At 62.2% G+C, this 26,156-nt stretch carries 21 protein-coding genes and 3 pseudogenes; 6 read left to right on the forward strand and 18 right to left on the reverse strand.

All coding sequences use genetic code 11. From position 1 onward, the window contains the following. Position 1: 1 nt before the first annotated feature. The 7 genes from fhmpcd1 to DBIPINDM_RS10555 all read right to left on the reverse strand — a co-directional run bounded on the left by fhmpcd1 (position 2) and on the right by DBIPINDM_RS10555 (position 6,639). The gene (fhmpcd1, locus tag DBIPINDM_RS10525; RefSeq protein ID WP_258585662.1) at positions 2-931 is read right to left on the reverse strand and encodes a 5-formyl-3-hydroxy-2-methylpyridine 4-carboxylate 5-dehydrogenase; all 930 of its coding nucleotides are present in this window, start codon (positions 929-931) and stop codon (positions 2-4) included. Continuing rightward, positions 928-2,559, reverse strand: a complete 1,632-nt coding sequence (locus DBIPINDM_RS10530; protein ID WP_258589240.1) for a GMC family oxidoreductase — start codon at positions 2,557-2,559, stop codon at positions 928-930. The genes fhmpcd1 and DBIPINDM_RS10530 overlap by 4 nt, the downstream gene beginning before the upstream one ends. Before the next feature lie 115 nt (positions 2,560-2,674). After that, a complete protein-coding gene (locus DBIPINDM_RS10535) occupies positions 2,675-3,397 on the reverse strand; it encodes a class II aldolase/adducin family protein (protein ID WP_258585663.1) in 723 nt (240 codons plus the stop codon). Positions 3,398-3,469: 72 nt separating this feature from the next. Then, entirely contained in the window at positions 3,470-3,928 is a 459-nt protein-coding gene (locus DBIPINDM_RS10540; protein WP_258585664.1) for a YbhB/YbcL family Raf kinase inhibitor-like protein, read from the reverse strand. Between the two features lie 31 nt (positions 3,929-3,959). Beyond that, positions 3,960-4,550 (reverse strand): amino acid synthesis family protein, encoded by a 591-nt coding sequence (locus tag DBIPINDM_RS10545; RefSeq protein WP_258585665.1) that lies wholly within the window; start codon positions 4,548-4,550, stop codon positions 3,960-3,962. A 69-nt stretch (positions 4,551-4,619) separates the two neighbouring features. Beyond that, positions 4,620-5,759, reverse strand: a complete 1,140-nt coding sequence (locus DBIPINDM_RS10550; RefSeq protein WP_258585666.1) for an FAD-dependent oxidoreductase — start codon at positions 5,757-5,759, stop codon at positions 4,620-4,622. Between the two features lie 43 nt (positions 5,760-5,802). After that, on the reverse strand, positions 5,803-6,639 hold the full coding sequence (locus DBIPINDM_RS10555; protein ID WP_258585667.1) for a 2-(acetamidomethylene)succinate hydrolase: 837 nt from the start codon (positions 6,637-6,639) through the stop codon (positions 5,803-5,805). Between the two features lie 65 nt (positions 6,640-6,704). On the opposite strand from DBIPINDM_RS10555, the gene DBIPINDM_RS10560 reads away from it, so the two are divergent. Both DBIPINDM_RS10560 and DBIPINDM_RS10565 read left to right on the forward strand, forming a co-directional pair. Continuing rightward, on the forward strand, positions 6,705-7,493 hold the full coding sequence (locus DBIPINDM_RS10560; protein WP_258585668.1) for a GntR family transcriptional regulator: 789 nt from the start codon (positions 6,705-6,707) through the stop codon (positions 7,491-7,493). A gap of 158 nt (positions 7,494-7,651) precedes the next feature. Beyond that, positions 7,652-9,196: a GMC family oxidoreductase gene (locus tag DBIPINDM_RS10565; protein ID WP_258585669.1), complete on the forward strand. Its 1,545-nt coding sequence runs from the start codon at positions 7,652-7,654 to the stop codon at positions 9,194-9,196. Here the strand turns inward: DBIPINDM_RS10565 and DBIPINDM_RS10570 are convergent. Beyond that, positions 9,193-10,194, reverse strand: coding sequence for a bile acid:sodium symporter family protein (locus DBIPINDM_RS10570; RefSeq protein WP_258585670.1), 1,002 nt, complete (start codon positions 10,192-10,194; stop codon positions 9,193-9,195). The genes DBIPINDM_RS10565 and DBIPINDM_RS10570 overlap by 4 nt on opposite strands. 93 nt (positions 10,195-10,287) lie before the next feature. On the opposite strand from DBIPINDM_RS10570, the pseudogene DBIPINDM_RS10575 reads away from it, so the two are divergent. Continuing rightward, positions 10,288-11,125, forward strand: a pseudogene (locus tag DBIPINDM_RS10575) (LysR substrate-binding domain-containing protein). 164 nt (positions 11,126-11,289) lie between these two features. On the opposite strand, the gene DBIPINDM_RS10580 reads toward DBIPINDM_RS10575, so the two are convergent. From DBIPINDM_RS10580 to DBIPINDM_RS10610, 7 genes are all read right to left on the reverse strand, one after another. Beyond that, a complete protein-coding gene (locus DBIPINDM_RS10580) occupies positions 11,290-12,597 on the reverse strand; it encodes an acyl-CoA dehydrogenase family protein (RefSeq protein WP_258585671.1) in 1,308 nt (435 codons plus the stop codon). Positions 12,598-12,645: 48 nt separating this feature from the next. After that, positions 12,646-13,416, reverse strand: coding sequence for an ABC transporter ATP-binding protein (locus DBIPINDM_RS10585; RefSeq protein WP_258585672.1), 771 nt, complete (start codon positions 13,414-13,416; stop codon positions 12,646-12,648). Between the two features lie 28 nt (positions 13,417-13,444). After that, positions 13,445-14,785 (reverse strand): ABC transporter substrate-binding protein, encoded by a 1,341-nt coding sequence (locus DBIPINDM_RS10590; RefSeq protein WP_258585673.1) that lies wholly within the window; start codon positions 14,783-14,785, stop codon positions 13,445-13,447. 95 nt (positions 14,786-14,880) lie between these two features. Further along, positions 14,881-15,930 carry a branched-chain amino acid ABC transporter permease gene (locus tag DBIPINDM_RS10595; protein WP_416361775.1) on the reverse strand — a complete coding sequence of 350 codons (1,050 nt, stop codon included), beginning with the start codon at positions 15,928-15,930 and terminating at the stop codon, positions 14,881-14,883. Between the two features lie 11 nt (positions 15,931-15,941). Continuing rightward, a complete protein-coding gene (locus tag DBIPINDM_RS10600; protein ID WP_258585675.1) occupies positions 15,942-16,823 on the reverse strand; it encodes a branched-chain amino acid ABC transporter permease in 882 nt (293 codons plus the stop codon). A gap of 7 nt (positions 16,824-16,830) precedes the next feature. Continuing rightward, the gene (locus tag DBIPINDM_RS10605) at positions 16,831-17,598 is read right to left on the reverse strand and encodes an ABC transporter ATP-binding protein (RefSeq protein WP_416361749.1); all 768 of its coding nucleotides are present in this window, start codon (positions 17,596-17,598) and stop codon (positions 16,831-16,833) included. Further along, positions 17,598-19,019, reverse strand: a complete 1,422-nt coding sequence (locus DBIPINDM_RS10610; RefSeq protein ID WP_258585677.1) for an LLM class flavin-dependent oxidoreductase — start codon at positions 19,017-19,019, stop codon at positions 17,598-17,600. Before DBIPINDM_RS10610 ends, DBIPINDM_RS10605 begins: the two co-directional genes overlap by 1 nt. 510 nt (positions 19,020-19,529) lie before the next feature. Here DBIPINDM_RS10610 and DBIPINDM_RS10615 point away from each other — a divergent pair. The 3 genes and pseudogenes from DBIPINDM_RS10615 to DBIPINDM_RS10625 all read left to right on the forward strand — a co-directional run. Further along, entirely contained in the window at positions 19,530-21,203 is a 1,674-nt protein-coding gene (locus DBIPINDM_RS10615) for an APC family permease (RefSeq protein ID WP_258585678.1), read from the forward strand. 197 nt (positions 21,204-21,400) lie between these two features. Then, entirely contained in the window at positions 21,401-22,648 is a 1,248-nt protein-coding gene (locus DBIPINDM_RS10620; protein ID WP_258585679.1) for an SfnB family sulfur acquisition oxidoreductase, read from the forward strand. A gap of 36 nt (positions 22,649-22,684) precedes the next feature. Beyond that, positions 22,685-23,032: pseudogene (locus tag DBIPINDM_RS10625) on the forward strand (type II 3-dehydroquinate dehydratase); the annotation flags it as partial. A gap of 413 nt (positions 23,033-23,445) precedes the next feature. On the opposite strand, the pseudogene DBIPINDM_RS10630 reads toward DBIPINDM_RS10625, so the two are convergent. The 3 genes and pseudogenes from DBIPINDM_RS10630 to DBIPINDM_RS10640 all read right to left on the reverse strand — a co-directional run bounded on the left by DBIPINDM_RS10630 (position 23,446) and on the right by DBIPINDM_RS10640 (position 26,103). After that, positions 23,446-24,638, reverse strand: a pseudogene (locus tag DBIPINDM_RS10630) (IS91 family transposase). 3 nt (positions 24,639-24,641) lie between these two features. Then, positions 24,642-25,547, reverse strand: a complete 906-nt coding sequence (locus DBIPINDM_RS10635) for a tyrosine-type recombinase/integrase (protein ID WP_258582557.1) — start codon at positions 25,545-25,547, stop codon at positions 24,642-24,644. A gap of 205 nt (positions 25,548-25,752) precedes the next feature. Continuing rightward, complete coding sequence (locus DBIPINDM_RS10640; protein ID WP_258585680.1) at positions 25,753-26,103, reverse strand: RidA family protein; 351 nt, start codon at positions 26,101-26,103, stop codon at positions 25,753-25,755. Between the last annotated feature and the right edge of the window lie 53 nt (positions 26,104-26,156).

Genomic DNA, 26,156 nt, shown 5'->3' on the forward strand with positions numbered 1-26,156 from the left:
GCTACTCCCGGCCCTCCAGGATGCGCCGCACCGCGACGAGTTTGCGCGCCCGTTCGCCCTGCAGCGCCTTGGTCTGCTCGGGTGTGTAGGAGAACATACCCTCGCCCGACTTGATGCCGAGCTTCGACGCGTTCGTCTTTTCCAGCACCATGGGCGCAACATCGTCGCGATTGGAGAGATCCGCATTGAGGAAGGAGGAGACGGACTTGTAGATATCGAGGCCCGCCATATCGAGCAGCGCCATCGGCCCGATGACGGCGATCTTGTAGCCGATGCCCCACGACACGCAGGTGTCGAGATCCTCCGGATCGATGACGCCGCGCTCGACAAGGTCGACCGCCTCACGCAGCAGCGCATAGAGCACGCGGTTCTCGACGAAGCCGGGAACGTCCTTCTTCACCACCACCGGCAGCAAGCCGATCGAGCGGATCAGGTCGCGGATCGTCGTCACGGTTTGCGGCGCGGTCTTCTCGCCGGCGATCACCTCGATCATCGGGATGATGTGCGGCGGGTTCGACCAGTGCATGCCAACCATCCGCTCGGGATGCGAGATGTGCGCCTGCAGCTTGGTGATCGGGATACCCGACGTGTCGGACGCGACGATCGTGTCCGAGCCTATCAGGCCGTCGATCGTGCGATAGACTTCGGCCTTGACCGAAATGTTTTCAGGAACGTTCTCGATGACGAGGTCGGCACCGGATACCGCGTCGCCGATATCATCCGTGAAGCGAACCGTTCCAACGCCGGCCGGCGGTGGCGCAATACCCAAGGCGTCTAGAACGCCCTCGGCCACGCCCAGCATGGATCGCGCGCGCTCGATCGCTGCCGGGGCAACATCGTAGGCGACCACCTGCAGGCCGCCCCTGGCGAGCCGGGCAGCCATGCCCGGTCCCATCGTACCCAGACCGATGATGGCGATATTTCGGATCATTGCACTGCCCCGCTTTCTTTCGAGCTCGCGATGAGGTCGGCGGCTTTCTCGGCAATCATGATCACTGCCGCATTGATGTTTCCGCAGACCAGGTCGGGCATGACGGAAGCGTCCACCACTCTCAGCCCCTGGACGCCGCGAACGCGCAATTGCGGGTCAACGACCGAGGCTGCATCGGCGCCCATCCGGCAGGTCCCGGCCGGATGATGAACGGTGATGGAGGTCTTGCGGATATGCTCGTCGATCTCGTCGTCGCTCTGGCACTTCGGGCCGGGGAAAAACTCCGCCTCGATGAAGGGCTGCATGGAGGGCTGAGACGCGAGATCCCGCGCCACCCGGAAGCCGGCCCGAAGCGACTCCCAATCCTTCGGCGAGGCGAGGAAATTCTGATGGATCAGGGGCGCCGCCGAAGGATCGGCCGACGCCAGTTTCACCGCTCCCCGGCTTTTAGGCTGCGTCGCCACGATCCGCGTTGCGAAGCCGTCCGCAAACGGCGCCTTGAACGGCTTGAAGTACGGCCATGCGGCGAGCGGCGCCGCCGTGAAGAGCAGTTGCACATCCGGCAACGGTCGCGCCGGACCGCTCTTCAGGAAGGCGACGACACCGCCTGGCACATCGCCGGAAAAACCGCGTCCCGTGAAGTAGGTCTTGACGAAATCGAATCCGATCCGATCGGCACGCATGTTGCGCAGGAAAGGGCCGCCCGGAGCCCGGCGCCGGTACATGAGGATGACCGAGACGTGATCCTGCAGGTTCTTGCCGACCGCCGGCAGATTGACCCGCGTCTGGATACCGTGGGCGGCAAGCTCATCCTGCGCCCCTATGCCCGACAGCATCATGAGTTGCGGCGTGTTGATTACGCCGCCGGAAAGCAGCACTTCCCTGCGGGCGACGACCGTGCGTTCGCCGCCGCGATGGTTGATGGTGACGCCGGTGGCGCGCGCACCTTCCAGCACGATCTTCGTAGCGCTCGCTTCCGTCAGGACGGTGAGGTTGGGCCGCTTCAGCACCGGCCGCAGATAGGCTGACGCGGTCGAGGCGCGCCGGCCTTTTGAAATCGTCATCTGGAGGCGGCCGAAACCTTCCTGCCGCTCGCCATTATAGTCGTTCGTCTGCGCATAGCCTGCCTGCACGCTGGCTTGCGCAAAGGCGTCGATCAGCGTGTCCTTGTAGCGGCAGAACTGGGTGCTGACCGGGCCGTTGCCGCCACGGAACTGGTTCCCGCCCCCCTCCCAGCTCTCCTGTTTGCGGAAATACGGCAGGACCTTGTCGTACGACCAGTCACTGAGCCCCGCGGCTGCCCAACGATCATAGTCGCCGCGATTTCCCCGCACATAGGCCATGGCGTTGGTCGACGATGATCCGCCGATGACCTTGCCGCGCGCGCACTCGACCTTGCGTCCGCCGACATTGTCTTCCGGCTCGCAGAAATACATCCAGTCATGGCGACGCTCGGTCAGGATCTTGCCCCAGCCAAGCGGTATATGAATCATGGGATCGCGGTCCCAGCCGCCGGCTTCCAGCAACAGCACCGAACATCTCGGGTCGGCGCTCAGCCGGTTAGCGAGCACGCAACCGGCCGATCCGGCCCCAACAATGATGTAATCGTAGCTTTCAGCGTGCGGCATCGTGCGTTTCATTGCCTTCGTCTGACGCCGTGGCGTCAGGGAACCCATTGAGATCGAGCCTGGAAAACCTGGGCTAGGACCAAGGTCTCCGGGTCTGTTCAAACACCCGCGGCCCCTAGGCCAGGCCCGCTTCCCTGAGGCGCTGCGACCAGTGATCCCATCCACGGTCGATCTGGGCGCCAACGAGATTTCCCGCGGCCTTGATTTCGCCCGGCGACAGATACTTGATCGTGCCGATCCGCAGGCCGACGGTCTGCGCTGCCGCCTCCTGTTCAAGATAGAAAGCCCGGAACACCACCTGCCGGACAGAACTGCCGACATTGACGACGCCATGCCGCGCCATGAGCACGACGGGATAGGTCCCGAGGCTTTCAGCGATGTCCGCACAGACGCTCCGGCTCCCGCCAAAGAGATCGGTATCGTCTCCCTGCTTGTCGCGTATCTCGTAGACCGGGACGGCGTCGCCGAGGAAAGCCCCCATATGGGTCACAGGCCGCAGCGGCTGGTCGGTGAAGCAATAGGGCAGGACAGCCGGCGAATGGCTGTGGAGCACGCACTGGACGTCGGGCCGTGCCTTGTAGATCTCGCTGTGGATGTAGCGTTCCAGATAGGACGGCCTGTTATCCGAGGTCTCGCCATCGAGGTTGAAACGCTGCATGTCACCGGTCGTTATCAGGCTTGGAGCAAGCTTCTGCGCCAGGAAGAAGCTTTCGGGTTCCTCGGGGTCACGGGCGCTGATATGCCCGAACGTATCCAGGATAGCTTCGTTCAGAAGTATCTTCGTTGCCGTGACGAGCTCCTCGAAGACCTTCTGGCGCGCTGGGCTGTTGTCTTTCATTTCCAAATTCTCCCATTGCGCGGCGATGGCGACCATTTTTATTCTTGTTGTCGGTCGCCGGCGCCGCAGATTTCACTTGTTTTCGTAGATGCCGACGATCCGGTTCTGCTCGATGATGTTGCCGGCATATTTCTGCAGGAACTCCTCCCGGGTGGGCGTGCCTTCGACCTTCGTGTCGAGTGCATAGACCCAGAAGTAGTAGTGATGTTCTCCATGGCCCGCAGGCGGCTGAGGCCCGTAATATTGCTTGCCGCCGGCGCCGTTGGGCCCAACGCGGAACTTCTCCTGCGCGTCCGAAAGGTCGGTGGTCGAGGGATCGATGCCGTAGACCACCCAATGCGTGAAACCGTTGGCGAGCGGCGCATCCGGATCGTGGCAGATGACCGCGAGCTCTTTCGTCCCTGCCGGGACGCCACTGACGGTAAGCCTGGGCAATACGTTGCCCTTGTCGCCGGCATGTTCGTCGCGCAGTTTGCCGAGCGGCTGGAAGTCCGCCGAGGTGATCTTGAGGTCCTTGATGTTCAGGGGCATGGAATTCGTCCTTTCAGAAATTTCGATCGACCTAGACACCGGCCTTGAGGTCGGCGACGGACTTGCCTCCGACGCGCTGATGCACGCGCGGACCCGATGCGACGGCGACGCAGATCAAAAGCTCGTCCGGGCGCGGGGCATCCGGCACGGAAAAAGTGACGGCATCATAGTGGGAACGGATGTAGAGCTCGTCCTTGTGGGCAAGCGGGATATCGATGGTGGTGCCGGCGACCGCGACCTTGCTGACCGACGAGATCCAGGCCTTGCCACCGCCCACCTGCTGCCGCAGCGGATCGCCGAATACCGTGGTGATGCAAGCGACGACATGTTCCTGTTCGCCTGATGTACCCGCGATACCGCCCTTGCCATAGCTTTCGACCGGCCTGTTGCCGAGCAGCGCCACGGCGCGCTCGCCGAGCGCATGACCGATCGCTGCACTCGGACTGGTCAGATCGGCCAGTTCGGCGACGAACTTTCCGGCGAAGGGATTGCGTATGACAACGCCAGTCGCGACTTTGACGAGGGTTTCGCCAGGTGTGCCGCCGTCATGCCGGCTTTCCTGGACGGAGGCGTACCATCCCCTGACATCATAGTCTCTTTCGACTTCACTGGAATAGTTCATCTTTATCTCCTGAAGGGTGCGCGCTGTTTCCGCACGCACCGATTAATTCGGTGGCCGGCTTGCCCGACGCTACTGCGGCCATGAGTAGACACGGCGCAGCGCGTCGTAGCGGGCAGCTTCCAGCGCCGCTGGCGTGAACATGTTTCCCTTCGAGAGCGAGCGGTTCGCCGCATAGTCGCCAGACAGGGCCTGGCAGCGATCCGTGATCGGGCGAATGCGCTTCTCCCACGCGACGAGCGCATCTTCGACCGAAGAGCCCTCTTCCAGGTCCTGCGACAGGCTGAAGGCGTTGACCATCGCGCAACCGGCGCCCTGGGCAAGGGCCGGGCACATTGCATGCGCGGCATCCCCCACGAGGGCGACCTTGCCTCTTGTCCAGCTATCCAGCTTGGTCGTTTCGTACTTGTCGTATCTGGCGGTTTTTAGCTTGGCCGCTTCGATCAGGCACGGCTCCAGGAAAGGAAACATCTCGACCCAAACTTCGAGATCGATCGGAACGCTTGAGCCGCGAGGATCGGCGGCCGGAGCCATCAAGCCCAGATAGAGCTCATTCTCATTGCAGGGCGAGTAGAGAATGCGCTGAACACGCGGCCAGAAGTTCCACATGTCGATGGTATTGTCCCACTCGCCATGACCGAGATCTTTCTTCATGCGCGGGACAATCAGTCGGATGAGACCATCTTTCGAAACCCATCGATCCTGTTTGAAACCGATGGAATCCCTGACCTTGGAGCCAACGCCATCGGCGCCGACGATCAGGTCGGCTTCGAGAACCTCACCGGTCTGGAGGGTCACGCGCCCTTCCGGATCGGCGGCGACTGCTTCGGAGTTGACGCGGATGTCGACACCCAGGGCACGGGCCCGATTGACCAGGGCATCGTGCAGGTGGCTGCGCGTCATGATGCGCCAGGGGAGACCGTTGAACGTCTCCTTGGAAACAGACTTGTTATGCATCCAGGTCTCGTAGGTCGGAGGCGTGTGCGAGCCCTGGAGAACATCGTCCAGGGCGCCCAGCCCTTCGAGCACGCGAAGGCCATTGTGCCAGAGATAGATGCCCGCGCCGAATGCCCGCAGTTCCGAGCTCTTTTCGTGCAGCCTGACATCCCAACCATTCTGCCTGAGCGCGATGGCGGCTGTCAGGCCGGCAAAGCCGCCACCGGCGACCTCGGCACGACGCGCTTTGCCTGAAGTTTTGTTTACGTTGGCCATTCTCTGGATCCTGCTGCGTACAAGAAGACGGCGCGCTTGGCCGTCAGGCGTCTATGAAGTTGGTGATGGCTTTCAACGTGATCTCGGGAGAGACCTCGTTGACGTAATGGTCGGCGCCCGGAACGACGACGACAGGCAGATCGGGCCGCAGCCGACTTGTCTTCGCCAGCGCCGCAGCCGACACCAATTTGCTCGTCTCGCCCCGCACGATGAGGACGGGCTTCGTCACGTCGCGGTAGGCTGGCACCAGGTCCGATCGCAGGCCCTTGGCGGTCTGCGCCATGGCCGCCGGCGAGGCCAATGGACGCAATCCGCCATCGACCGCCTGATAGCCGCTCTCAGCCCTGATCTTGATGGCGTCGGCAGGAATATTCGGATAGCGGCCGGCGAGGTATGCTTCGACGGCCTTTACATCCTCGAAAAGCTGGCTCCCCGTATTCACTCGCGCTTCCAACGCGTCCAACGCTGCAGTCTCGATGTACGGCGTAAAGTCGATTGCGATGACCGACCGCACCAGATCCGGGTATTTCGCCGCGGCCGTGACCGAATTTCGAGCACCAAGCGAATGTCCGACGAGGACGGCATGGCCGCGATCGAGCGTGCGTATCAGGCCGGCGATGTCGTCCGCGTAGTCATTCGCCTCGTAGCCGGTTTCCGGCTTGTCGCTGCGGCCATGTCCCCTCTGATCAACCGCTATGGTCGTGAACCGATCCGAGAGCCGGGCCATCAACGGCTCGAAGACGGCAGAGTTGGAGGTGATGCCGTGGAAGAACAGCATCAACGGGCCTTTGCCCTTCTCGCGCACGTTCAAGGTGATGCGGCCAATGTCGACGCGGCGCGAAATGAAGTGGTCGGTAGCTATGTCCGCCGCCATGTCCATGATCCTCGCCTCCGCTGCCCGTCTCCTGCAAAAGGATCATACAGACCGGGGTCGCGTCAAGCCGATTGTCTGACATTCTTGCAATCTTCAGATTTGACAATCTGGCTATCCTGCTGTCAAATTTGCATGGCGTGGCGTATGCTGCTTCAGCTTGCGACTCAAAAGCCCATGAGACGTTATCGATGCCCCCAGATTTGAATTTGCGAATTTCGCCACGGACAGTGCAACGGGAGACCGTCGACAAGTTACGGCTCGCCATCTTCTCCGGATTGTTTCAGCCGGGAAGCCGCCTCATCGAAAGTCAACTGTGCACGCAACTCGGCATCAGCCGCCCCTCGCTAAGGGAGGCTTTGCGCAGTCTTGAGGCCGAACGCCTGATCGAAATCGTACCCAACCGCGGGCCGTCGATACCGGCGCTTTCGTGGGAGGTGGCAACCGCCATCTACGAGGTTCGAGAGCTGTTGGAAGTCGAGGCAGCGGGACGATGCGCACTGAGGATTTCGCCGGAACAGTTGCGTGAACTTGAGAAATCTCTTTCCGCATTCGAAGAGGCGGCATCCAGCAATGACAGCCTGGCGCAGGTCATGACCGCCGCGGACTTCTATTCGATCATACTCGCGAATTGCGGCAATCCGATCCTGGAAGAAGTCCATCGCGGTCTGGTGGCCAGGATAAGTTTCTTTCGAGGACGGTCGATGTCCTTGGAGGGCAGAGCACAAAGCAGCCTGGCGGAGATGAGGGAGATATTCGAATCCATCGCCGCCGGCGACGAGAAGGCCGCCCGCAAAGCCTCGAAGCAGCACGTCTTGAGGGCGAAAGCGGCGGCGAAGATATCCATGGACAACGGGATTTGAGCTCTTCGATGGACTGTCGTTCCGTCTGAAGACTCGACGTCCTTCATGAGGTTTCGGATCAGGTATCTGCCTGATGCAGATCAGTGCGCGGGGGTCTTCACCGTGTCGGTGTCAGAGATGCCGGTTATCGAAGCCAGCAAGTGGCAGATGGAGTGATGATGACCATGGCCAATGTCGAGCGCAAACCGAATTGCGATATCGTCATCGTCGGCGGTGGGTCGGCCGGGACGTTGCTTGCCGCGCGACTGAGTGAAGAGCCGGATCGTCGCGTTCTGCTGATCGAGGCCGGCGAAGAGGCGGCAGACCCCGACATCTGGAACCCCGCTGCCTGGCCGGCGCTTCAGGGCCGCAGCTACGATTGGGACTATCGCACGGAGCCGCAAGCTGGCACCGCGGGCCGGGTGCATCATTGGGCGCGCGGGCGGTTGATCGGCGGCTCGAGTTGCCTGCACGCGATGGGCTACATGCGCGGTCATCCCTCAGACTTCCAGGCCTGGGTCGACGCGACCGGGGACCGCCGATGGAGTTGGGACGCACTGCTGCCGGTCTTCCAGGCCATCGAAGACCATCCGCTTGGTGGCGACGGCATTCACGGCAAGGGCGGGCCGCTGCTAATCCATTTACCGGCGGACGAAGTCAGTCCGGTTGCCCGTGCCTTCATCGAGGCAGGCGCATCGCTGGGCCTGCCCCGCCTCAAGGGCCACAACAGCGGACAGATGATCGGCGTCACCCCGAACTCCCTGAACATTCGCGACGGGCGACGGGTGACGGCGGCGGACGCCTGGCTCACCGGGGCAGTCCGAGACCGCGAGAACCTGACCATCCTTACGGGATCCCGGGTGCGGCGGCTCAATTTGGAGGGCAATCAGGTCCGCAGCCTTGAGGTCACAGGGCGACAGGGTTCGGTCGAAGTGTTTGCGGATCAAGTCGTGCTTTGTGCCGGAGCGCTGGAAAGTCCGGCTTTGCTGATGCGTTCGGGGATCGGTCCGCACGATGTGCTCGATGCCGCGGGCGTTGGCTGCCTGATCGATATGCCTGAAATCGGTCGAAACCTTCAGGACCACCTGCTCGGTGCCGGCAACCTTTACGCTGCCCGCAAGCCGGTGCCGCCATCGCGCCTGCAACATTCGGAGTCGATGGCCTATATGCGCGCTGACGACTTCACCGCTGCCGGGCAGCCTGAAATCGTCGTTGGCTGCGGCATCGCGCCGATCGTGTCCGAATGCTTCCAGGCGCCTGCCGCCGGCACGGCCTACTCGCTGCTGTTCGGCATCACCCATCCGACGAGCCGCGGCAGCGTGCTCATAAGCGGGCCTGAGCTCGGCGATCCCCTGATCATCGACCCGGCATACCTGCAGACCGGCCGCGACCGCGAGATGTTTCGCCGAGCTCTCGAGGCGGCACGGACAATCGGGCATAGGGATGAACTCGCCGGCTGGCGAGAGCGCGAACTCCTGCCAGGCAGCCTGAACAGTGCGGCCGAGATCGACAACTTCATCGCGCGGTCGGTCATCACACACCATCATCCCTGCGGTACCTGCAGGATGGGTAAGGACGCGGACGCCGTCGTCGATGCAAATCTACGGCTGAAGGCGCTCGACAATCTGTTTGTCGTGGACGCGTCGATCATGCCCAACCTCACCGCAGGACCGATTCATGCCGCGGTCCTCGCGATCGCCGAGACCTTCGCTCGACGGCGCTAAGCCACTGAGGCCGTCGGCTCGGCTTGCAGCACGGTGGACCGGTTTGCCGCCTTGGCATATCTCTGGGCGATCATGGCGCAGACCATGAGCTGTATCTGGTGGAAGAGCATCAGCGGCAGAACGATCGCGCCGACGCCCTGGCCGGCAAAGATGACGTTGGCCATCGGCACGCCGCTCGCCAGGCTCTTCTTCGATCCGCAGAAGGTGATCGTGATCTGGTCGGCCCTGTCGAAGCCGAGAAGCCGGCTGCCATATGTCGTGAACAGAAGCACCAGGCCGAGCAGCACCATGTCGGCGACAACGACCACGGCGATGTCACGCAGCGAGAACATGTGCCACAGCCCTTCGGCGACCGCCGTGCTGAAGGCCAGGTAGACGACCATCAGGATCGAGCCGCGATCGACAGGCATCAGCAGTGTCTTGCGAGAGCGTATCCAGTTGCCGATCCGAGGTTCCAGCACCTGTCCGAGTGCAAAGGGCAGGAGCAATTGCACCAGGATCTGGCTCACCACATCCCACGAAAATCCGCCATGCCCGCCCATGGAGAAGAGCAGCCCGACGAGCAAGGCTGTCAGGAACATGCCGAAGATGTTGGAGGCGGAAGCCGAGCAGATGGCCGCGGGGACATTTCCACCGGCCATCGAGGTGAACGCGATTGAGGATTGGACCGTCGACGGCAGGACGCACAGAAACAGAATGCCGAGGTAGAGCGGCTTGGGCAGGATCGAAGCAGGCAGATAGCCAAGCGCCAGACCCAGCAGCGGGAACAGGCCAAAGGTCGTCAGAAGGATCACCAGGTGCAGGCGCCAATGCATCAGGCCGGCAACAACGACATCGCGCGAGAGCCTCGCACCATGCAGGAAGAACAGCAGCGCCACGGCAAGATTGGTCGCGATCGCGAACCATCCCGCAAACGTCCCGGTTGCAGGTGCGACCGACGCAAGCGCGACGGTGCACAACAGGAGGATCAGAAAGGAGTCCGGCAGAAAGCGGCGCATGGCATGTTCGTTCCCGAGTGCGTCCAACGCCGTCTTTTCGTGCATTGCGAAACAGGATACAAGAAATAACAGCTATCGCAATTTGAGATATCCATGCTCGACCTGGCCCAACTTCGCAGCTTCGTCGCCGTCCAGCAGATGGGAAGCTTTACCTTCGCGGCCGAGAGACTTGGGCTCGGGCAATCCACCGTCGCACATCAGCAAGCTCGAGGCGGCGCTTGGCAGGCAGTTGCTGGCCCGTGATACGCACAAGGTGGTGCTGACGCTAGACGGCGAAGCCCTGCTTGCCCATGCCCGAACCATGTTGTCCATAGAGGGACAGGTGCAGGCGCTTTTCACCGCGCAGCGGCTGCGGGGCACCTTGAGGCTCGGCGTATCCGAGGACCTGGTCACCAGCCGCCTGCCGCTGGTGCTGGAGGATTTCGTCCGGTCTCACCCATCCGTTGATCTTGAACTGACCGTCGCGCTGAGCGGCGTGCTCTACCAGATGCAGGACAATGGCGAGCTCGATCTCGTTCTGGCAAAGCGCCGGCTGGGCGACAGCCGTGGTCGGCTCGTCTATCGCGAGCCGCTTGTCTGGCTCGCCCGTGATCCCGAACATGTCCTGTCGCTCGCGGCCTTGCCGCTGATCGCCTTCCCGCCGCCGAGCGTCACGCGCAGCATTGCGCTGGAAGCGCTCGAGCGGCACGGCATGCCATGGCGTATCGTCTGCACCTGCGGCAGCCTGAGCGGGCTGACGGCGGCCGCCCGCGCCGGCATGGGGGTTCTGGTGCAACCGCAAAGCATGTCGCCTTCAGGCTTGAAAGAGATCGGCCGCTTGCCGCAGTTGGAGGATGTGGAATTTGTCCTCATCCCGAGCAAGGGCGCCGACAGGGCACTCGTCTCGGCGCTTTCGGAAGATATTCTGACCAAGGTGAGAGGCCTACGCTGACCATTGCGTAAGGGATGTCGGCCGATGGCACCATTGGCCGGGATCTACACCACAATTAACCTATTGTTCTTATTTACTTTTTCTTATTCCTAGCTCGACAGCGCGTTTGACTAGCCACGCGCACAAACTTTGCCTGTTGGTTGACAGCAAAGTATGTGCGCTTCCTAGGCGAATCCGACGATCGGTCGCAGGTCGATTTGGCCTATTTCGCGGCAGCCCCGAATCACCGGAGCGACCGGAGCCGGCAACGGGCTGCGCCCGATCCGCCATTGATAGGGTGGTGGTGTGCCGTTGACCGCGTAGTCGCCTACGATGCGATCCTTATAGATGCGCGGGTTGTGCGAAGACAGGGTGCGAGCGTTGCGCCAATGGCGATCGAGGCCGATCGGCTTCCTGGTTGAGGATGCACCCAGCGCATCGAAGATAATCGTCGACGCTTCAAGAACCAGATTCGTGACCACCGTCACCGCCTGCGATGTCTCGAGTTCGGCGATCGCGTTGGCCTTTTCCTCTGCATCGGCATCGCTGGCAAAGTGTGCCTGATAAGCGCGTTCGATCGCTTGCGCGACCTGCAAAACAATGGCGCCAGCCGCATAGGCGTTGCTGCGAATACGGCCGACGACCTGGAGCACCTGCGGATCCTGGCTTGAGCGCGGGCCGGCGGCATTGGAGTACGAGCGATTGCGCGCGGCGACGGCGGCAGCAGTCTCGTTGGCTATCGCCCGGCCGATACCGGCAAGGGTGGCAAGATGCACCAGCTGGTAGAAGGCGGCGCCATAGCGGAACTTGTCATCGTCGACGACGACATCGTCCGGGTCGACTGTGGCATCGGTAAAGATCGTGGTGCCGCTGGCCGTGAGCGTCTGGCCAAAACCGTCCCAGTCGTCGATGACATCGACGCCTGGATCGTCGCGACGCACCTGCAAGACGATGCCTTGCCCGTCGAGCCCCGTCGCACCGACATCGATCCAGTCGGCGAACAGCGAGCCTGTGGTGTAGTATTTGGTGCCGTTGAGCACCAGCCTGTCACCCTTGTGCGAGATGCGTGTCGAGAAAACGTCCTGTTTGGCATCGCCGATCTCGGTCCAGGCGTTGCCGGCGATCTCGCCACGCGCAATCCGCTCCGCCCAGCGCTTGCGGCTCTCGCCGGCTGTCTTGTTGACGACATCCTCGACAAAGCCAAAATGACCGCGCAGCGCCTGGGTGATGTTGGAATCGGCCTCCGACAGCTCGATCAGGATGTTGGCGAGTTCGGGCAGCGTCGCGCCAAGACCACCTTCGGCTTCGGGTATGCGCAGTGCGCCCAGGCCCGCCTGCTTCAATTTCGCGATCTCCGCCACCGGCAATTCGCGGCCAAGCTCCCGCTCGACCGCGCCGGCGGTGATCTCAGCAAATATCGGCCTGAACCGTTCGGCCAGTGTCTCATAGCGAGCGCTGGGGCCTGCGCCCCAGGCGTTGTCGATCTGTGTCATTTTGCATTGTCCTGAAATTAGCTACCTCACCCGGCGCGGGCGAGGCGGTCAGTGTGGTTTGGCGACATTGGCACCGCCCAGGTAAAAGTCCTGGACATCCTCACGGGCTCGCAGTTCCTCTGCCGTTCCCGACAGAACAACGCGACCGTTTTCGAGGATGTAGCCGTAGTCGGCATAGCGAAGCGCAAGATTGGCGTTCTGCTCGGCAAGCAGGAAGCTGACGCCCTGCTCACGGTTCAGAATGCGGATGATCTCGAAGATTTCCTGAACGATGATCGGCGCGAGACCCATCGACGGCTCGTCCAGCAGCACCAGGCTCGGCTTGGTCATCAGCGCGCGGCCGATGGCAACCATCTGCTGTTCGCCCCCGGAGGTCAGGCCGGCCTTGACCCTGCGCTTCTCCTTGAGGCGAGGAAACCATGTGTAGATCCGTTCGACGTCGTGCTGCAGGTCTGCCCTGCTCGGCTTGCGGACAAAGCCGCCGGAGAGGATATTTTCCTCGACCGTCAATTGCGCAAAGCAATGACGGCCCTCCAGCACCTGGACGACGCCTTTGGCGACGAGCCGAGAAGCCGAAAGGCCGCTGACCGGCTCGCCCTGCCAGAGGATGCTGCCTCGGCTGACCTTTCCGCGCTCTGGTCCAAGCAGATTGGAAACCGCCTTCAGCGTGGTGGTCTTGCCCGCGCCGTTGGCGCCGAGCAAGGCAACGATCTTGCCCTGCTCGACCTTGAGCGACACGTCGCGCACAGCAAGGATCGCCTGACCATAGAGCGCTTCCATATTCTGGATCTCGAGGAAGCTTTTTGCTGCGATGGTCATGGGTCGATCCTGTCTGTGCGGGTTGGTGTCAGTTCGTTGCAACGCGGGGCTCGATGCCCTTTTCCTTGGCGTAGGCGGCTGCCTTTGCCTTGATGACATCGGCAAACAGCGACGCGTCGGCCTTTATCCAGTCGGTCCTTGTGTCCCAGGACTGACCGTTCCACTGGATGATCTTGGCAGCGATGGTTTCGCCCTTATGGTTATCGATGGAGGTTTTCAGCGGACTGACGAGGCCTTCCGCGCCAAGCTCGGCGATCCGCTTCTGATCGATGTCGAGGTGTTCGAGCGCCCACTGGCCTTCGGCGGCGGTCAGCGGCCTGTTGCCGAACTTCCTGTGCCCAGTGCGCAGCGCCTCGACGAAGGTGATGGCTTCGATCACGCCGTAATTGTAGTAAACCGTGCCGAACTTCGAATTGTCCTTCAGGTCGGACTTGCCCTTGTCGAGGATATCCGCCTTGAGCGTCTTCAAGATGCCGTAGCTGGTGCCCGGCGGGAAGACAGAGACGGCGAGGTAACCGTTGGCGGCAGCACCCGCCGGGCGGGCGTCGTCTTCCGAACCGCTCCAGATATCGCCGATGATGCGATCGGCGGGGAAGCCGACGCGGGCCGCTGTCTTGATCGCCACCGGCGTCATGACGCCCCAGCCGCGCAGAAAGACCCAGTCGGCGTTTGCACGGCGGATTTGCTGCCACTGTGTCTGCTGCTGTTCGCCGGGATGCGGAACCGGGATCTGGATGTCTTCGAAGCCATATTTCTTGGCGAGGATGCCGAGCGGTTCGATCGTATCGCGGCCATAGCCGCTGTCGTGATAGAGCGTCGCGATCTTCAGCCCCTTGAGCTTGTCATAGCCGCCCGCCTGCTGGGCGATGTAATCGACGATGATCTGGGCTTCGCTCCAGTAGTCGAACACCAATGGATACTGGTAGGGAAAGACGCGACCGTCGGTGGCGATGTTCTGGCCACCGCCAGGGCTGACGATCGAGATCTTGTCGATGCGAGCCTTATCGGTGAGTGCGACGTCGAGACCGCTCGAATGCGGATAGATTGCCGCCGTCAGCGCGCCGTTATAGCCGTTCTTGTAGCGCTCGTAGCATTCGATGCCGCGCTCGATCGTGTAGGCCGTCTCGCATTCCTGGACCAGGATCTTGACGCCATCGACGCCGCCCTCGACCTCGTTGATGTAGCGGAGATAATCGATGTTGCCGGCACCAAACGGAATGAACGATGGAGCGTAGGGCCCGGTGCGGTAGGTAAACAGCGGATAGAGCTGTTGGCCGGTGCCGTCTTCGGCGAAGGACGCGCTGCTCAGCAGCGTGACGGCCATCGCGGCAGCGGCCGCCAGCGACATGGTCTTGGTTAGCAATGACATTGTGCAACCCTTGTTTGAGTGGTTTTGAGAAAGTGACGACTGATGCTTGGGAGGAGGCGAAAGACCCGGCGCCGAGGTGTTCCGTCTGTCTGAGTTCAGTTGGATGATCGTGCTCGCGAGCGAAGGGCTTCGACGCCGCGCCTTCCCAGGCTCGACAATCCATCCGGTTCCTTGATCAGCAGCACGATGATGATCGTGCCGAAGATGATGTGCTGCAGGTTTGCTAGCGCGCCCTGATCGCCGAGGAATGACAAATCGATGATCAGCGACAGCCGGTCGAGCAGGATCGGCGTCAGCACGATGAAGGCGGCACCGAGAAAGTTGCCGAAGATGGTTGCCACGCCGCCGATGATGACGATGAACAGGACCTGGAATGATTTATCGAGATTGAACGCATGCGCGTCCGAGGTGCCAAGATATCCGAAGGCCCAGAGCGCGCCGGCGATGCCAAGGAAAAACGAGCTTATCCCGAAGGACAGCAGTTTGCGGCGCGCAACGCGGATGCCAATGACCGAGGCGGCGACATCCATGTCGCGGATCGCCATCCATTCGCGGCCGACACGGCTTTTGACGATGGCGAAGGCCAGCGCGATGAGCAGCACCGTGGTTGCAACCACCAGATAATAGCGGCCGGTGGCCGACTGGAGGTCATAGTCGAGGATCTGCAGTCGAGGCGCCGAGATGGTCAGCGACTGGCTGTCATTCGAAAACCAGCTGAAATTGGTGAACAGCCACTCGAACAAGAACTGGGCGCCGAGGGTCGAAGCGCCAAGATAGAAGCCCTTGATGCGCAGCGACGGCAGCCCGAAGATGACGCCGGCAATCGCCGCGATCAGGCCGGCAAGGATCAGGACGATCGGCAGCGGCAAGAACGGCGCACGCAGCAGCAAATTGTAGGTCGAGAAGGCACCGATCGACATGAAGGCAGCCGAACCGATCGACACAAGCCCCGTATAACCCATCAGCAGGTTCAGGCCGATGCCGGCAAGCCCCATGATCACCGTCGGGATGATGATCGAGCTCAGCCAGTAATCGTCGGCAAGGGCCGGCACCGCAAAGGCGGCGATCAGGCCAGCGACGATGGTGATGGTGGCGACCCCAAAGGCAGGCCGGCGGAGCGGCTTGGACGGGGCGGATTCCTGCAGCGTGGTCACGATCAGACCCTTTCGATTTCGCGGTCGCCGAACAGGCCGGCCGGACGCACCAGCAGGAAGCCGACAGCGAGGATGTAGGCGAACCAGGTGGAAACGCTGCCATTGACCAGCGGGCCGATATAGATGTCGGCCAACGCCTCGGTGGCGCCGACAAGCAGGCCACCGGCGATCGCGCCCGGGATCGAGGAGAAGCCGCCGATGATCAGCACCGGCAGCGCCTTGAGCGTCACCAGCGACAGCGAATACTGCACGCCCTGGCGCGATCCCCAGACAAGGCCGGCAACCAGGGCAACGATGCCGGCGACGCTCCAGACGATGCGCCAGATGACAGGCAGGCGGATGCCGATTGACTGCGCCGCAAGCGTGTCGGCGGCCACCGCCCGAAGCGAGATGCCCATGCGCGTCTTGTTGAACGCGATGGCCAGCGTGGCGACCAGCGTCAGCGCGATCAACGAGGCAATGATGTCGAACTGGCTGACATAGATGCCGCCGACCTGCACGGCGATATCGGGGATACCGAGATCGAGCATGTGAACATCCATGCCCATCAGCAGTTGGGCAAACCCTTCGATGACATAGCTCAATCCCAGAGTGGCCATGAACAGGGTCAACGGATCGCGGTTTCGCAGCGGCCGCAGCACCAGCCACTCGATCAGAATCGCCATCACCACCATGACAAGCGATGTGACGATGAAGGCCAGGGCGAATGGCATGCCTTTCTCGGTCAGGGTGACGAAGGTCAGCGCCGCAAACAGCAGCATCGCCCCTTGCGCGAAATTGAAGACTCCGGATGCCTTGTAGATGAGCACGAAGCCGATCGCGACGAGTGAGTACATCACTCCGGCAAACAGACCGCTGACCAATGTTTCAAGGAAATAGGACATGAGTTCCTCAGTGAACCGTGCCGAGATAGGCGGCGATCACGTCGGGGTTCTTGCGCACCTCGCCGGGTGCCCCGTCCGCGAGCTTGCGGCCGTAGTCGAGCACCACCACATGGCTGGCCAAGTTGAGCACGATGCCGACATCGTGTTCGATCAGCACCACGGTCGAGCCGAAGACACGATTGACCTCGCGGATCACGCGGCTCATCTCCTCCTTCTCTTCCTGATTCATGCCGGCCATCGGTTCGTCGAGCAGCAGCAGCTTCGGGCCGGCGACCAATGCCCGGGCGAGATCGACGCGTTTCTGCAGCCCATAAGGCAGCGTCGAAACTATGCTGTCCGCATGACGGTCGAGCCCGAGGAAAGCCATGGTGCGCTCGGCGCGGGCAAGGAAGCCGCGGCGCTCGGCGCCGTCCCTGCCCAGCCGGAGGATGTTTTCAAAAAAGCTGGCGGTACCATGACGAGAGAGGCCGGCCAGCACGTTCTCGCGCACCGACAGGCGGCGGAACAACGCATTGTGCTGGAAGGTCCGGCCGATGCCGAGATGGGCCGCCTTCTGCGGATGGATCGCCTCGAAGCGCAGGCCGTCGAAGACGATGTCGCCGGCGTCGGCGCGATAGACGCCATTGATGACGTTGAGAAGCGAACTCTTGCCGGCGCCATTCGGACCGATCAGGGCACAGATCTCGCCCTTGGCGACGCTGAAGCTCAGCGCGTTGAGGGCTCGTACACCCTTGAAGGACAGCGACACGTCGTGGAGTTCCAGCAGGCCGGTCATCACGCATTCACGGATTTCAGACGGGCCGCCGCAACATGGTCGTCTTCGCGACGCTTGACGGCCTCGATGTCACGGTACCCGTCGGCGGGATGGGTCCTGGGAAGATAAGGGCCGTCGCCGAACAGCTTTTCGCGCAACGTGCCGGGCTTGTAGGCGGTGGGATAAACGCCGCGCTTCTGCAATTCCGGCACGAGCAGGTCGACGGCGGCCTCGAAGCTTTCAGGCGTCACCGCATAGGCGAGGTTGAAACCGTCGACCCCGGTTTCATCGACCCATTCCTGGAGGATGTCGGCGATCGTGCCGGGCGAGCCGACGAAGACCGGCCCGACACCGCCGATGCCGCCCCACTTCGCCAGTTCCTCGACGGTCCAGGCCTTGTCCTTGCCGGCGAAATGCTCGACCATCGAAACGATGGCATTGGTCTCGACCTTCTTGAGCGCGTCGGTCGGCGCATACTGGCCGAAGTCGATGCCGCTCCAGCCGGACATGAACACCAGCGAGCCGTCATAGGAGGTATAGCTCTGATACTCCTCGAAACGCTTCCGGGCCTTCTCATCCGTTTCATCGATGATCAGTGTGGTGAGGTTGTAGATCAGAACTTTCTTCGGATCGCGGCCGGCAGCGGCGGCTTTTTGGCGGATTTCGGAAACGTAGGCCTTGAGCAGCGATTTGGTCGGCGCGCCGACGAAGACGCACTCGGCATGCGCAGCGGCGAAGGCCTTGCCGGGACCGGAGGCGCCCGCCTGATAGAGAACTGGCGTGCGCTGCGGCGACGGCTCCGACAGATGGTAGCCAGGCACCTCGAAGAACTTGCCCTTGTGGCCGATCTCGTGGACCTTGCTGGGGTCGGTGAAGATGCCGCGGACCGGATCACGCAGCACCGCGCCTTCTTCCCAACTGCCTTCGAACAGCTTGTAGAGCACCTCGACATATTCGGCCGCGACCTCGTACCGGTTGTCATGGCTTTTCAGGCCAGCCTGGCCGACATTCTTGGCGCCGCTTTCCAGATAAGAGGTAACGATGTTCCAGCCGACGCGACCCTTGGTGTGATGGTCGGCAGTCGAAAGACGGCGGGCGAACGTGTAGGGATGTTCGAACGAGGTCGAGGCGGTAATGCCGATGCCGAGATGTTCGGTGGCAAGCGCGATCGGCGCGGCTAGCTGCAGGGGATCATTGACCGGAATCTGCGCCGCTTGCTCGATCGCGTGGTAGTTCGAGCCCTTGTAGACATCGTAATAGCCGATGACATCGGCGATGAATATGCCGTCGAAAATACCGCGCTCGAGCGTCCGGGCCAGATCCTGCCAATAGTCCAGGTCCTTGTATTTCCACGACTTGTCGCGCGGATGCTTCCACAGGCCCGGGGATTGGTGGCCAACGCAATTCATGTCGAAAGCGTTGAAGCGAATATGCCGACCCATCCGTCACTCCTTTGATAGCCCTGTCGGGCGACAGTGGGAGGAAACTAACGGCAAGCCGGTCGTCAACGAAGACAGAATATAATGTCTATGGATTATATAGAGAATTATTATTCTGCGCCGGGCACGCTTCGTGGTTTTCCCCGAGACGCGGCTTGGAACACCGGGTGACTATGGCAGAGGGGGCGGCCTCAACCCGCAAATTCGATAGGGTGGCCCTTGTTGTTCGAGTGCGAGCCATCCCTGGCTCGCCAGCCCAAGTCGATATCCGTTTTTTGGCACAAGCCGTTGAATGGCTACAGACGCGGTCCGCCCCTGTCAGTGACGTCATAGAGCGAGCGGATCGGCCGGCTGCCCTCCTACCTGCTCATGCCTGGCCTTGCGCACAAGTCCCGCCGTCGCGAGCCGCTTCATCGCCTCGTCAACCGCACCGACGGAAGTGCGTGGGTGGGGTAGCGAGAGATTGCAACCTCTGGCGTCGTCCGGACGGCTGATGTCGCGGCCTTCCTCCGCGTGTATGCCCTGGCTAAATATTCGCGGTCGCGTGGTTCGTCCAAATCTATTCGTCCGGCACGCATTTCGGCAAAACGCCAAAAGGCGCAACGCGGTTACAATAAGCGTCACATTTTTAAAATCGCCTTTGTTTACGGACTTAGTAGACTTTCGTACCACCATCAGGCGGTAATCGTACCGCTTGGGGAGACGGTCATGAGTACCATTTCAGCAGGGTCGGATTCAGCAGGACCAGGCGTCGTCGCAGCAGACTCGACACTGGGCGCGGGACTGCGCCGCAACTATCTGAGTTTTCCCGAAGTCGTCGCCCAATCCATCGGCACGATCGCCCCTTCCGGAACGCCTGGCCTTGTCATTCCCGTCGTGTTCGCAACCGCCGGCAACGGCACCTGGCTCGCCTACGTTTTCGCGACGATTGCGCTGCTGATAGTAGGGCTACAGATCAATGTCTTTTCCAAGCGGATCGCCACGCCTGGATCCCTGTATATCTATGCGGCGCATGGACTTGGTCCGCTGGTCGGCGTCGTCGCCGGCTGGTCGCTGCTTATCGGCTACGTCTTCACGGCATCAGCGGTGATACTCGGCACGGTGAGCACGACGCTGGCCTTCGCCCACCAGATCGGCTTTGAGACAAGCGCCGTTGGCGTCGTGCTCGCGCTCAGCATCGTCGCGCTGGTTGTTGCCTGGTGGTTCGCCTACCGCGACATCAAGCTTTCGACCCGCGTTACCCTCGGTATCGAGTTCACCACACTCGTCCTCATCCTGCTTACCGTCGTCATCTTCTTCCTGCACCGTGGATCGATCGTAGATACGGCGCAAACGGCACTTCAGGACGTTCATTTCGATCAATTGCGACTTGGTCTCGTCCTTGCGTTCTTCAGCTTTGTCGGGTTCGAAAGTGCAACCGTGCTGGGGACGGAGTCCCAGCAGCCGCGGCGCTACATTCCGCGGGCCGTGATCACCAGCGTCGTCGGCGTCGGCCTTATCTTCATCATCAGTTCATACGGCCTCGTGGCCGGCTTCCATGGCGTCGACCCGGGCCTCGACAAGTCCGATGCCCCGCTTACCGTCCTGGCGCAGACCTTCGGCGGCGGCTTCGTCGGCATCCTGATTTCCGCTGGTGTGGCCCTCAGTTTCTTTGCCTGTATCCTCGGCAGCATCAATGCCGGCGCGCGCGTGCTCTACACGCTGTCGCACCATGGTCTCTTTCACAATTCGGCACGGGCGACGCACCTGGCGCATGCCTCGCCGCATATCGCTGTGACCGTGGTCGGCATCGTGGCGCTGGCGTTCGCGCTGGCGCTGACGATCGCCGGATATGGGATCCTTGATGCCTACGGAATTCTGGGATCGATCGCCACCTATGGCTTCCTGGTGGCGTATGGGCTTGTGACCATCGGCGCGCCGGTCTTTCTGCGCCGCCGTGGAGAACTTCGGCCCTGGCATATCGTGTCGGCGGCGGTCGCGTTGATCCTCCTGGTCGTCACGCTCGTCGGGACTGTCTATCCGGTGCCGGCATGGCCATACAACGTCCTGCCCTATGTGTTCCTCGTCTTGCTGGCGATCGGCGTCGCGTATTTCCTGGCGCTGCGCCAGTTGGCGCCGGCGAGGCTTGCGCAAATCGAAGCCGACCTCATCGGCTCCGCCGCAAGCCCGGCTGAGCCGGCGAACTGAGCCAAGACAGAGCGGTCTGTGGAGCGCGGTCACCATCGCGCTCCACAACTGTCGGCAAGTGTGTTCAGCGGCGCGGTGGAAATTTCATGCGGTGGGCAACCACTACCTCAATCACCTCAAGCCGCCCCGCCACTCCCGGGCCTGAACCATTCTCAAGCCTGGAAACAAAACAAGAGATGCCAAGGGAGAGCCAGACGATGAGTGCGCCAGCCAAGAAAGTGGAACCGAGCGGCGATGCCTTTCCCGCACCGCTGCGACCGGCATCTCCGGCCCACATTATTCGCACGGATGAAGAGGCAATTGCGGTAGCAACGAAGCTGGCGGTCCAGTTCGCCGAAGATGCCGCCGAGCGCGATCGTGACCGCCGCCTGCCGATCGCGGAACTGGATATATTCTCGCAAAGCGGGCTTTGGGGGATTACGGTGCCGAAAGAATTCGGCGGCGCCGGCGTGTCGCAGGTGACAGTCGCGGACGTGTTCAAGATCATCGCCGCGGCCGATTCATCGCTGGCCCAGATTCCACAGAACCATTTCGAGATTACCGACCTGATCCGTGCGACCGGGTCCGACGCGCAGAAGCAGGCGCTGTTCAGTCTCGTCCTCTCGGGGCTTCGTCTCGGCAATGCCTTCTCCGAGTTCAAGGGCAAGAACGTCGAGGATTTCGAGACGCGCATCACGCGCCAAGGCGCCGACTACATCCTCAATGGCGAGAAATTCTATTCGACCGGGGCCCTCTTCGCCCATCTCGTTCCCATCGTTGCCATCGATGAAGACGGTAAGGTTCGCGTCGCCATCGTCGATCGGGATGCAAGGGGTCTCGAGGTCATCGACGACTGGTCGAGTTTCGGACAGCGCACGACCGCAAGCGGAACGGTCATCATCCGCGACGTCGCGGCTCCCGCCGAACGTGTCCTGCCTGCCTATCTGGCCTACGACCAGGCCAGCCCCGCCGGCCCGCAGAGCCAGCTTGTCCATGCGTCCATCGATGCCGGCATCGCCCGCGGCGCGATCGAGACGACGATCCGGCTGGTGCGCGACCATGCCCGGCCGTGGATCGACAGCGGCAAGGAGCGTGCATCGGACGATCCCTACACGATCGCGCAGATCGGCGAGTTGAAGATCAGGCTGCATGCTGCCGAGGCCCTTCTCGAACGCGCCGCGCGCGAGGTCGACAGGGCCATCGCGAGGCCTGAGATCGACGCCATCGCGCTTGCCAAGGTGGCCGTCGCAGAAGCGAAGGTTCTGACCACCGATATCGCCATCCAGGCCACGAACAAGCTGTTCGAACTGGCGGGCACCCGTTCGACGCTAGCCGCCCACCATCTCGACCGGCTGTGGCGCGACGCGCGCGCACATACGCTGCATGACCCGGTGCGCTGGAAATACCATGCCGTCGGCCACTACTACCTCAACGGCGTCAATCCGCCGCTCCATTCCTGGATCTGAACGTTGCTGTCCCGAGACAATCGGAGGTCAACGCTCCGGAAACTGTGCGAGGAGCTGGGTCACGAATTGCGGTTCCATCAGAGCAATCGTGAGTACGAACTCATCGACTGGATCCATGAAGCGAGGGAGTCGGCGTTCGGTATCGTGATCAATCCCGGCGCGTTCACCCACACATCGATCGCCATTCTCGACGCGCTGAACACTTTCGATGGCAAGGTCATCGAAGTGCACATTTCGAACATTCACAAGCGCGAGGAGTTTCGTCACCTTTCCTACGTATCGCGCCGGGTCGATGGTGTTATCGCAGGCCTTGGCGTGACAGGATACGAACTCGCCATGCGCTATCTCGACGGCTTGCACAGGAAAGCTGAAGGCGTAGTTTAAATGCGACCACGTCATTTTCGTCGGCGATACACCCCTATGGCTCGCGCGTATAGGCGTGTCGCGGCTGCTCCGCAGGTCACGGATACGGTCGGGGACCGTTGGAATGACTGGCATGCTGAAGGGTTTCGGGTGCCGAGAGGCGTACGAAAGCCTCTCATGCAGGAACCCGCGGGCCACAGTTGATGGCTATGGGGATTTTAGTTTGCGGCTGATGTCGGCGACGGCGTGACCGCCCCCGTTAGGCGACGCGGTGGACACGGACGGACCGCTCAGTGAAGCCTCCGCACAGCCTTGTAGCCTCTGCGCGCAGGCGGACGGGGCCCTGCGGGCCTCGCTGAGCACCATGGGCGCGCGTGGGTCCGTCGCCGCAGGTTGAGCGCCTGTGGCTGGAGGCTGAATCAGACCATGCCGGGTCATGGAGCGGTCTCCCGGATCGGTGCCGATGCGTTCGGAGGTCCGCGCGGCTGCCTCCTCCACCGTTCGAACACCTCGATGACGATCATGCGTCCGCCACAGCAGGAGCATGGCGGCCGGAAGTCCTCTGGTTCGGGTGTGTGGTCATCGGACGGGGCAGCGACGCCCAGCAGTTCGCGGGCGCGTGCGAGGCTGGCCTTGTGGGCGGAGCCGGCGAGCAGGCCATAATGTCGGATGCGATGGAAGCCGCGCGGCAGGACGTGGAGCAGGAAGCGGCGGATGAACTCATCTGTGGCGAGCGTCATGACCTGCTGCCGGTCGGTGCCGTCGCGGCGATAATCCTTGTAGCGGAAGGTGACCCCAGCCTCTTCGAAGGCGATCAGGCGGCGGTTCGAGATCGCAACCCGGTGGGTATAGCGCGACAGATAGGCGAGCACCGCCCCGGGACCGGCGAAGGGCGGCTTGGCGTAGACCACCCAGCGCTTCTTCTTGACGGGAGCCGGTGGCGTAGGAAGGCCCGACGATCGGCGAGGTGCGCCGCCGATCCGAAGAAGGCGAGCCGACCGGCGTCGTGCAGCGCGACCAGTCGGGTCAGGAACAGACGGCGGAACAGCTTGCCCAGCACTCTGACTGGGAGAAGGAAGGCCGGCCGCGACGATATCCAGCGTGACGCGTCCGGCGTGATGCCGCCGCCCGGCACGATCATGTGGACATGAGGATGGTGCGTCATTGCCGAGCCCCATGTGTGGAGCACGGCGGTGATGCCGATGCGCGCGCCGAGGTGCTTGGGATCCGCCGCGATCGCCAGCATCGTCTCCGATGCCGCCTTGAACAGCAGGTCATAGACCAGCGCCTTGTTGTGGAACGCGATGACGGCGACCTCGGCGGGCAGCGTGAACACGACGTGGAAGTAGCCGACTGGCAGCAGGTCGGCTTCGCGCTCGGCGAGCCATGTACGCGCGGCCGCGCCCTGGCACCTGGGACAGTGCCGGTTGCGGCAGCTGTTATAGGCGATCCGCCATTGGCCGCAGTCCTCGCAGGCCTCGACGTGACCGCCGAGCGCCGCGGTGCGGCAATGCTCGATCGCCGACATCACCTTGAGCTGGATGAGGCTCAGGTGACCTGCATGGGCGGCCCGATAGGCGGGGCCGGCAGCACGGAAGATGTCGGCGACCTCGACAGAGGTGCGCACGGCTCAGCCGGGCGGCGTCTTGTGTTCCATCAGCGCCATCAGCCGGTCGAGCGGCCCTGCGACCGCATGGATCGTCCGCGTCGAGACCTTGGTGTAGAGCGCGGTGGTATCGAGCTTGCTGTGGCCAAGCAGCACCTGGATGACGCGGATGTCGACATCCTGTTCGAGCAGATGAGTGGCGAAGCTGTGGCGCAGCGTGTGCGGGCTGACGCGCTTGCGGATGCCGGCGACTTCGGCTGCTTCCTGGACCGCGCGATGCAGTTGCCGCGACGAGATCGGCGCCGTGCAGCTGCGCCCTGGGAACAGCCAGCCATGCGGGAGCATCACCCCGCGCCGCCTGCCTTCGCGCCACCACAGCCGCAGCAGTTCCAGAAGTTGCGGCGAGAGCATGGCGTTGCGGTCCCTGCGTCCCTTGCCCTGTTCAACGCGGATCAGCATGCGTGTGCTATCGATGTCGTCGACCTTGAGGTGCGCGACCTCGGACACGCGCAGACCAGCGCCATAGGCGACACCGAGCGCGGCCTTGTACTTGATGCCAGGCGCCGCTTCGAGCAGCCGCGCCGCTTCCTCCACGCTCAGCACGTCGGGCAGCTTGCGCTGATACCTCATAATCACCAGCGCGCGCGCCAGATCCCGCCGCTTCAGCGTCACGAGGAACAGGAACCGCAATGCCGAGACCGCGCCATTGATCGTCGCAGGGCCGACGCCGCTCTCATGCTGATGCAGCTGGAATCGGCGGATGTCCTCAGCCGTCGCAGTGTCCGGCGAGCGGCCAAGGAACACAGCGAAGCGCCGGACGTGACGAACGTAGTCCTGCTGGGTATGGGAGCCCAGGCCACGCATGAGCATGTCGTGCTGCATGCGCTGGCGAAGCGGAGAGATTGGTGCATCGGTCGACAGGGTAGCCATGGCGAGTTCCTCGTTGAAGGGAACTCCATGGTCAGATCGACGCCTCTACCCGCTCAAGTCAAATGCCTGTCGCGCCATCTCAGGTCGAGGCGACCCTCCCGCGAAGCGGGTTCGTGCATGCGGTGCAAAGCCGACGTCCGCTAAAGGTGTAGGAAGGCGTCGGCGGATTTGGATGGACTCGCTGGTCTGGATGTAGCGGGCAGAGTTAAATCGCTGCAGTAAACTGAATTTCGACGCGGATTTCGGGTAGCGCGAAGCTGGCGCCGACCGTCGCGCGTGCCGGTGGCTCGGCGCCATCGAGCCAAGTGACCCAAGCCTTGTTCATCGCGTCGAAGTCCTCGACGTCCCTCAACCAGATCTGAGCGAACAGCAGCTTCGACCTGTCCGCGCCAACGCTCATCAAAAGGGCATCGGCCTTTTCCAATATCTGCTGCGTCTGGTTGGACGTATCGGTTTTCTTGTCGTCGGCCGTCAACCCCGAAAGATAGACCGTGCCGTTGTGAACGACGATCCGGCTAAGCCGCTCGTTCTTGTCAAATCGTTCGATTTTCGTCATGGCGCAAGGCCCCAGATGCATTGGTCAAAAGCAGGCTGCCGCAGGTGATCCCG

The sequence above is a fragment of the Mesorhizobium sp. AR02 genome (genome assembly GCF_024746835.1).
In the GTDB taxonomy this organism is placed as follows: domain Bacteria; phylum Pseudomonadota; class Alphaproteobacteria; order Rhizobiales; family Rhizobiaceae; genus Mesorhizobium.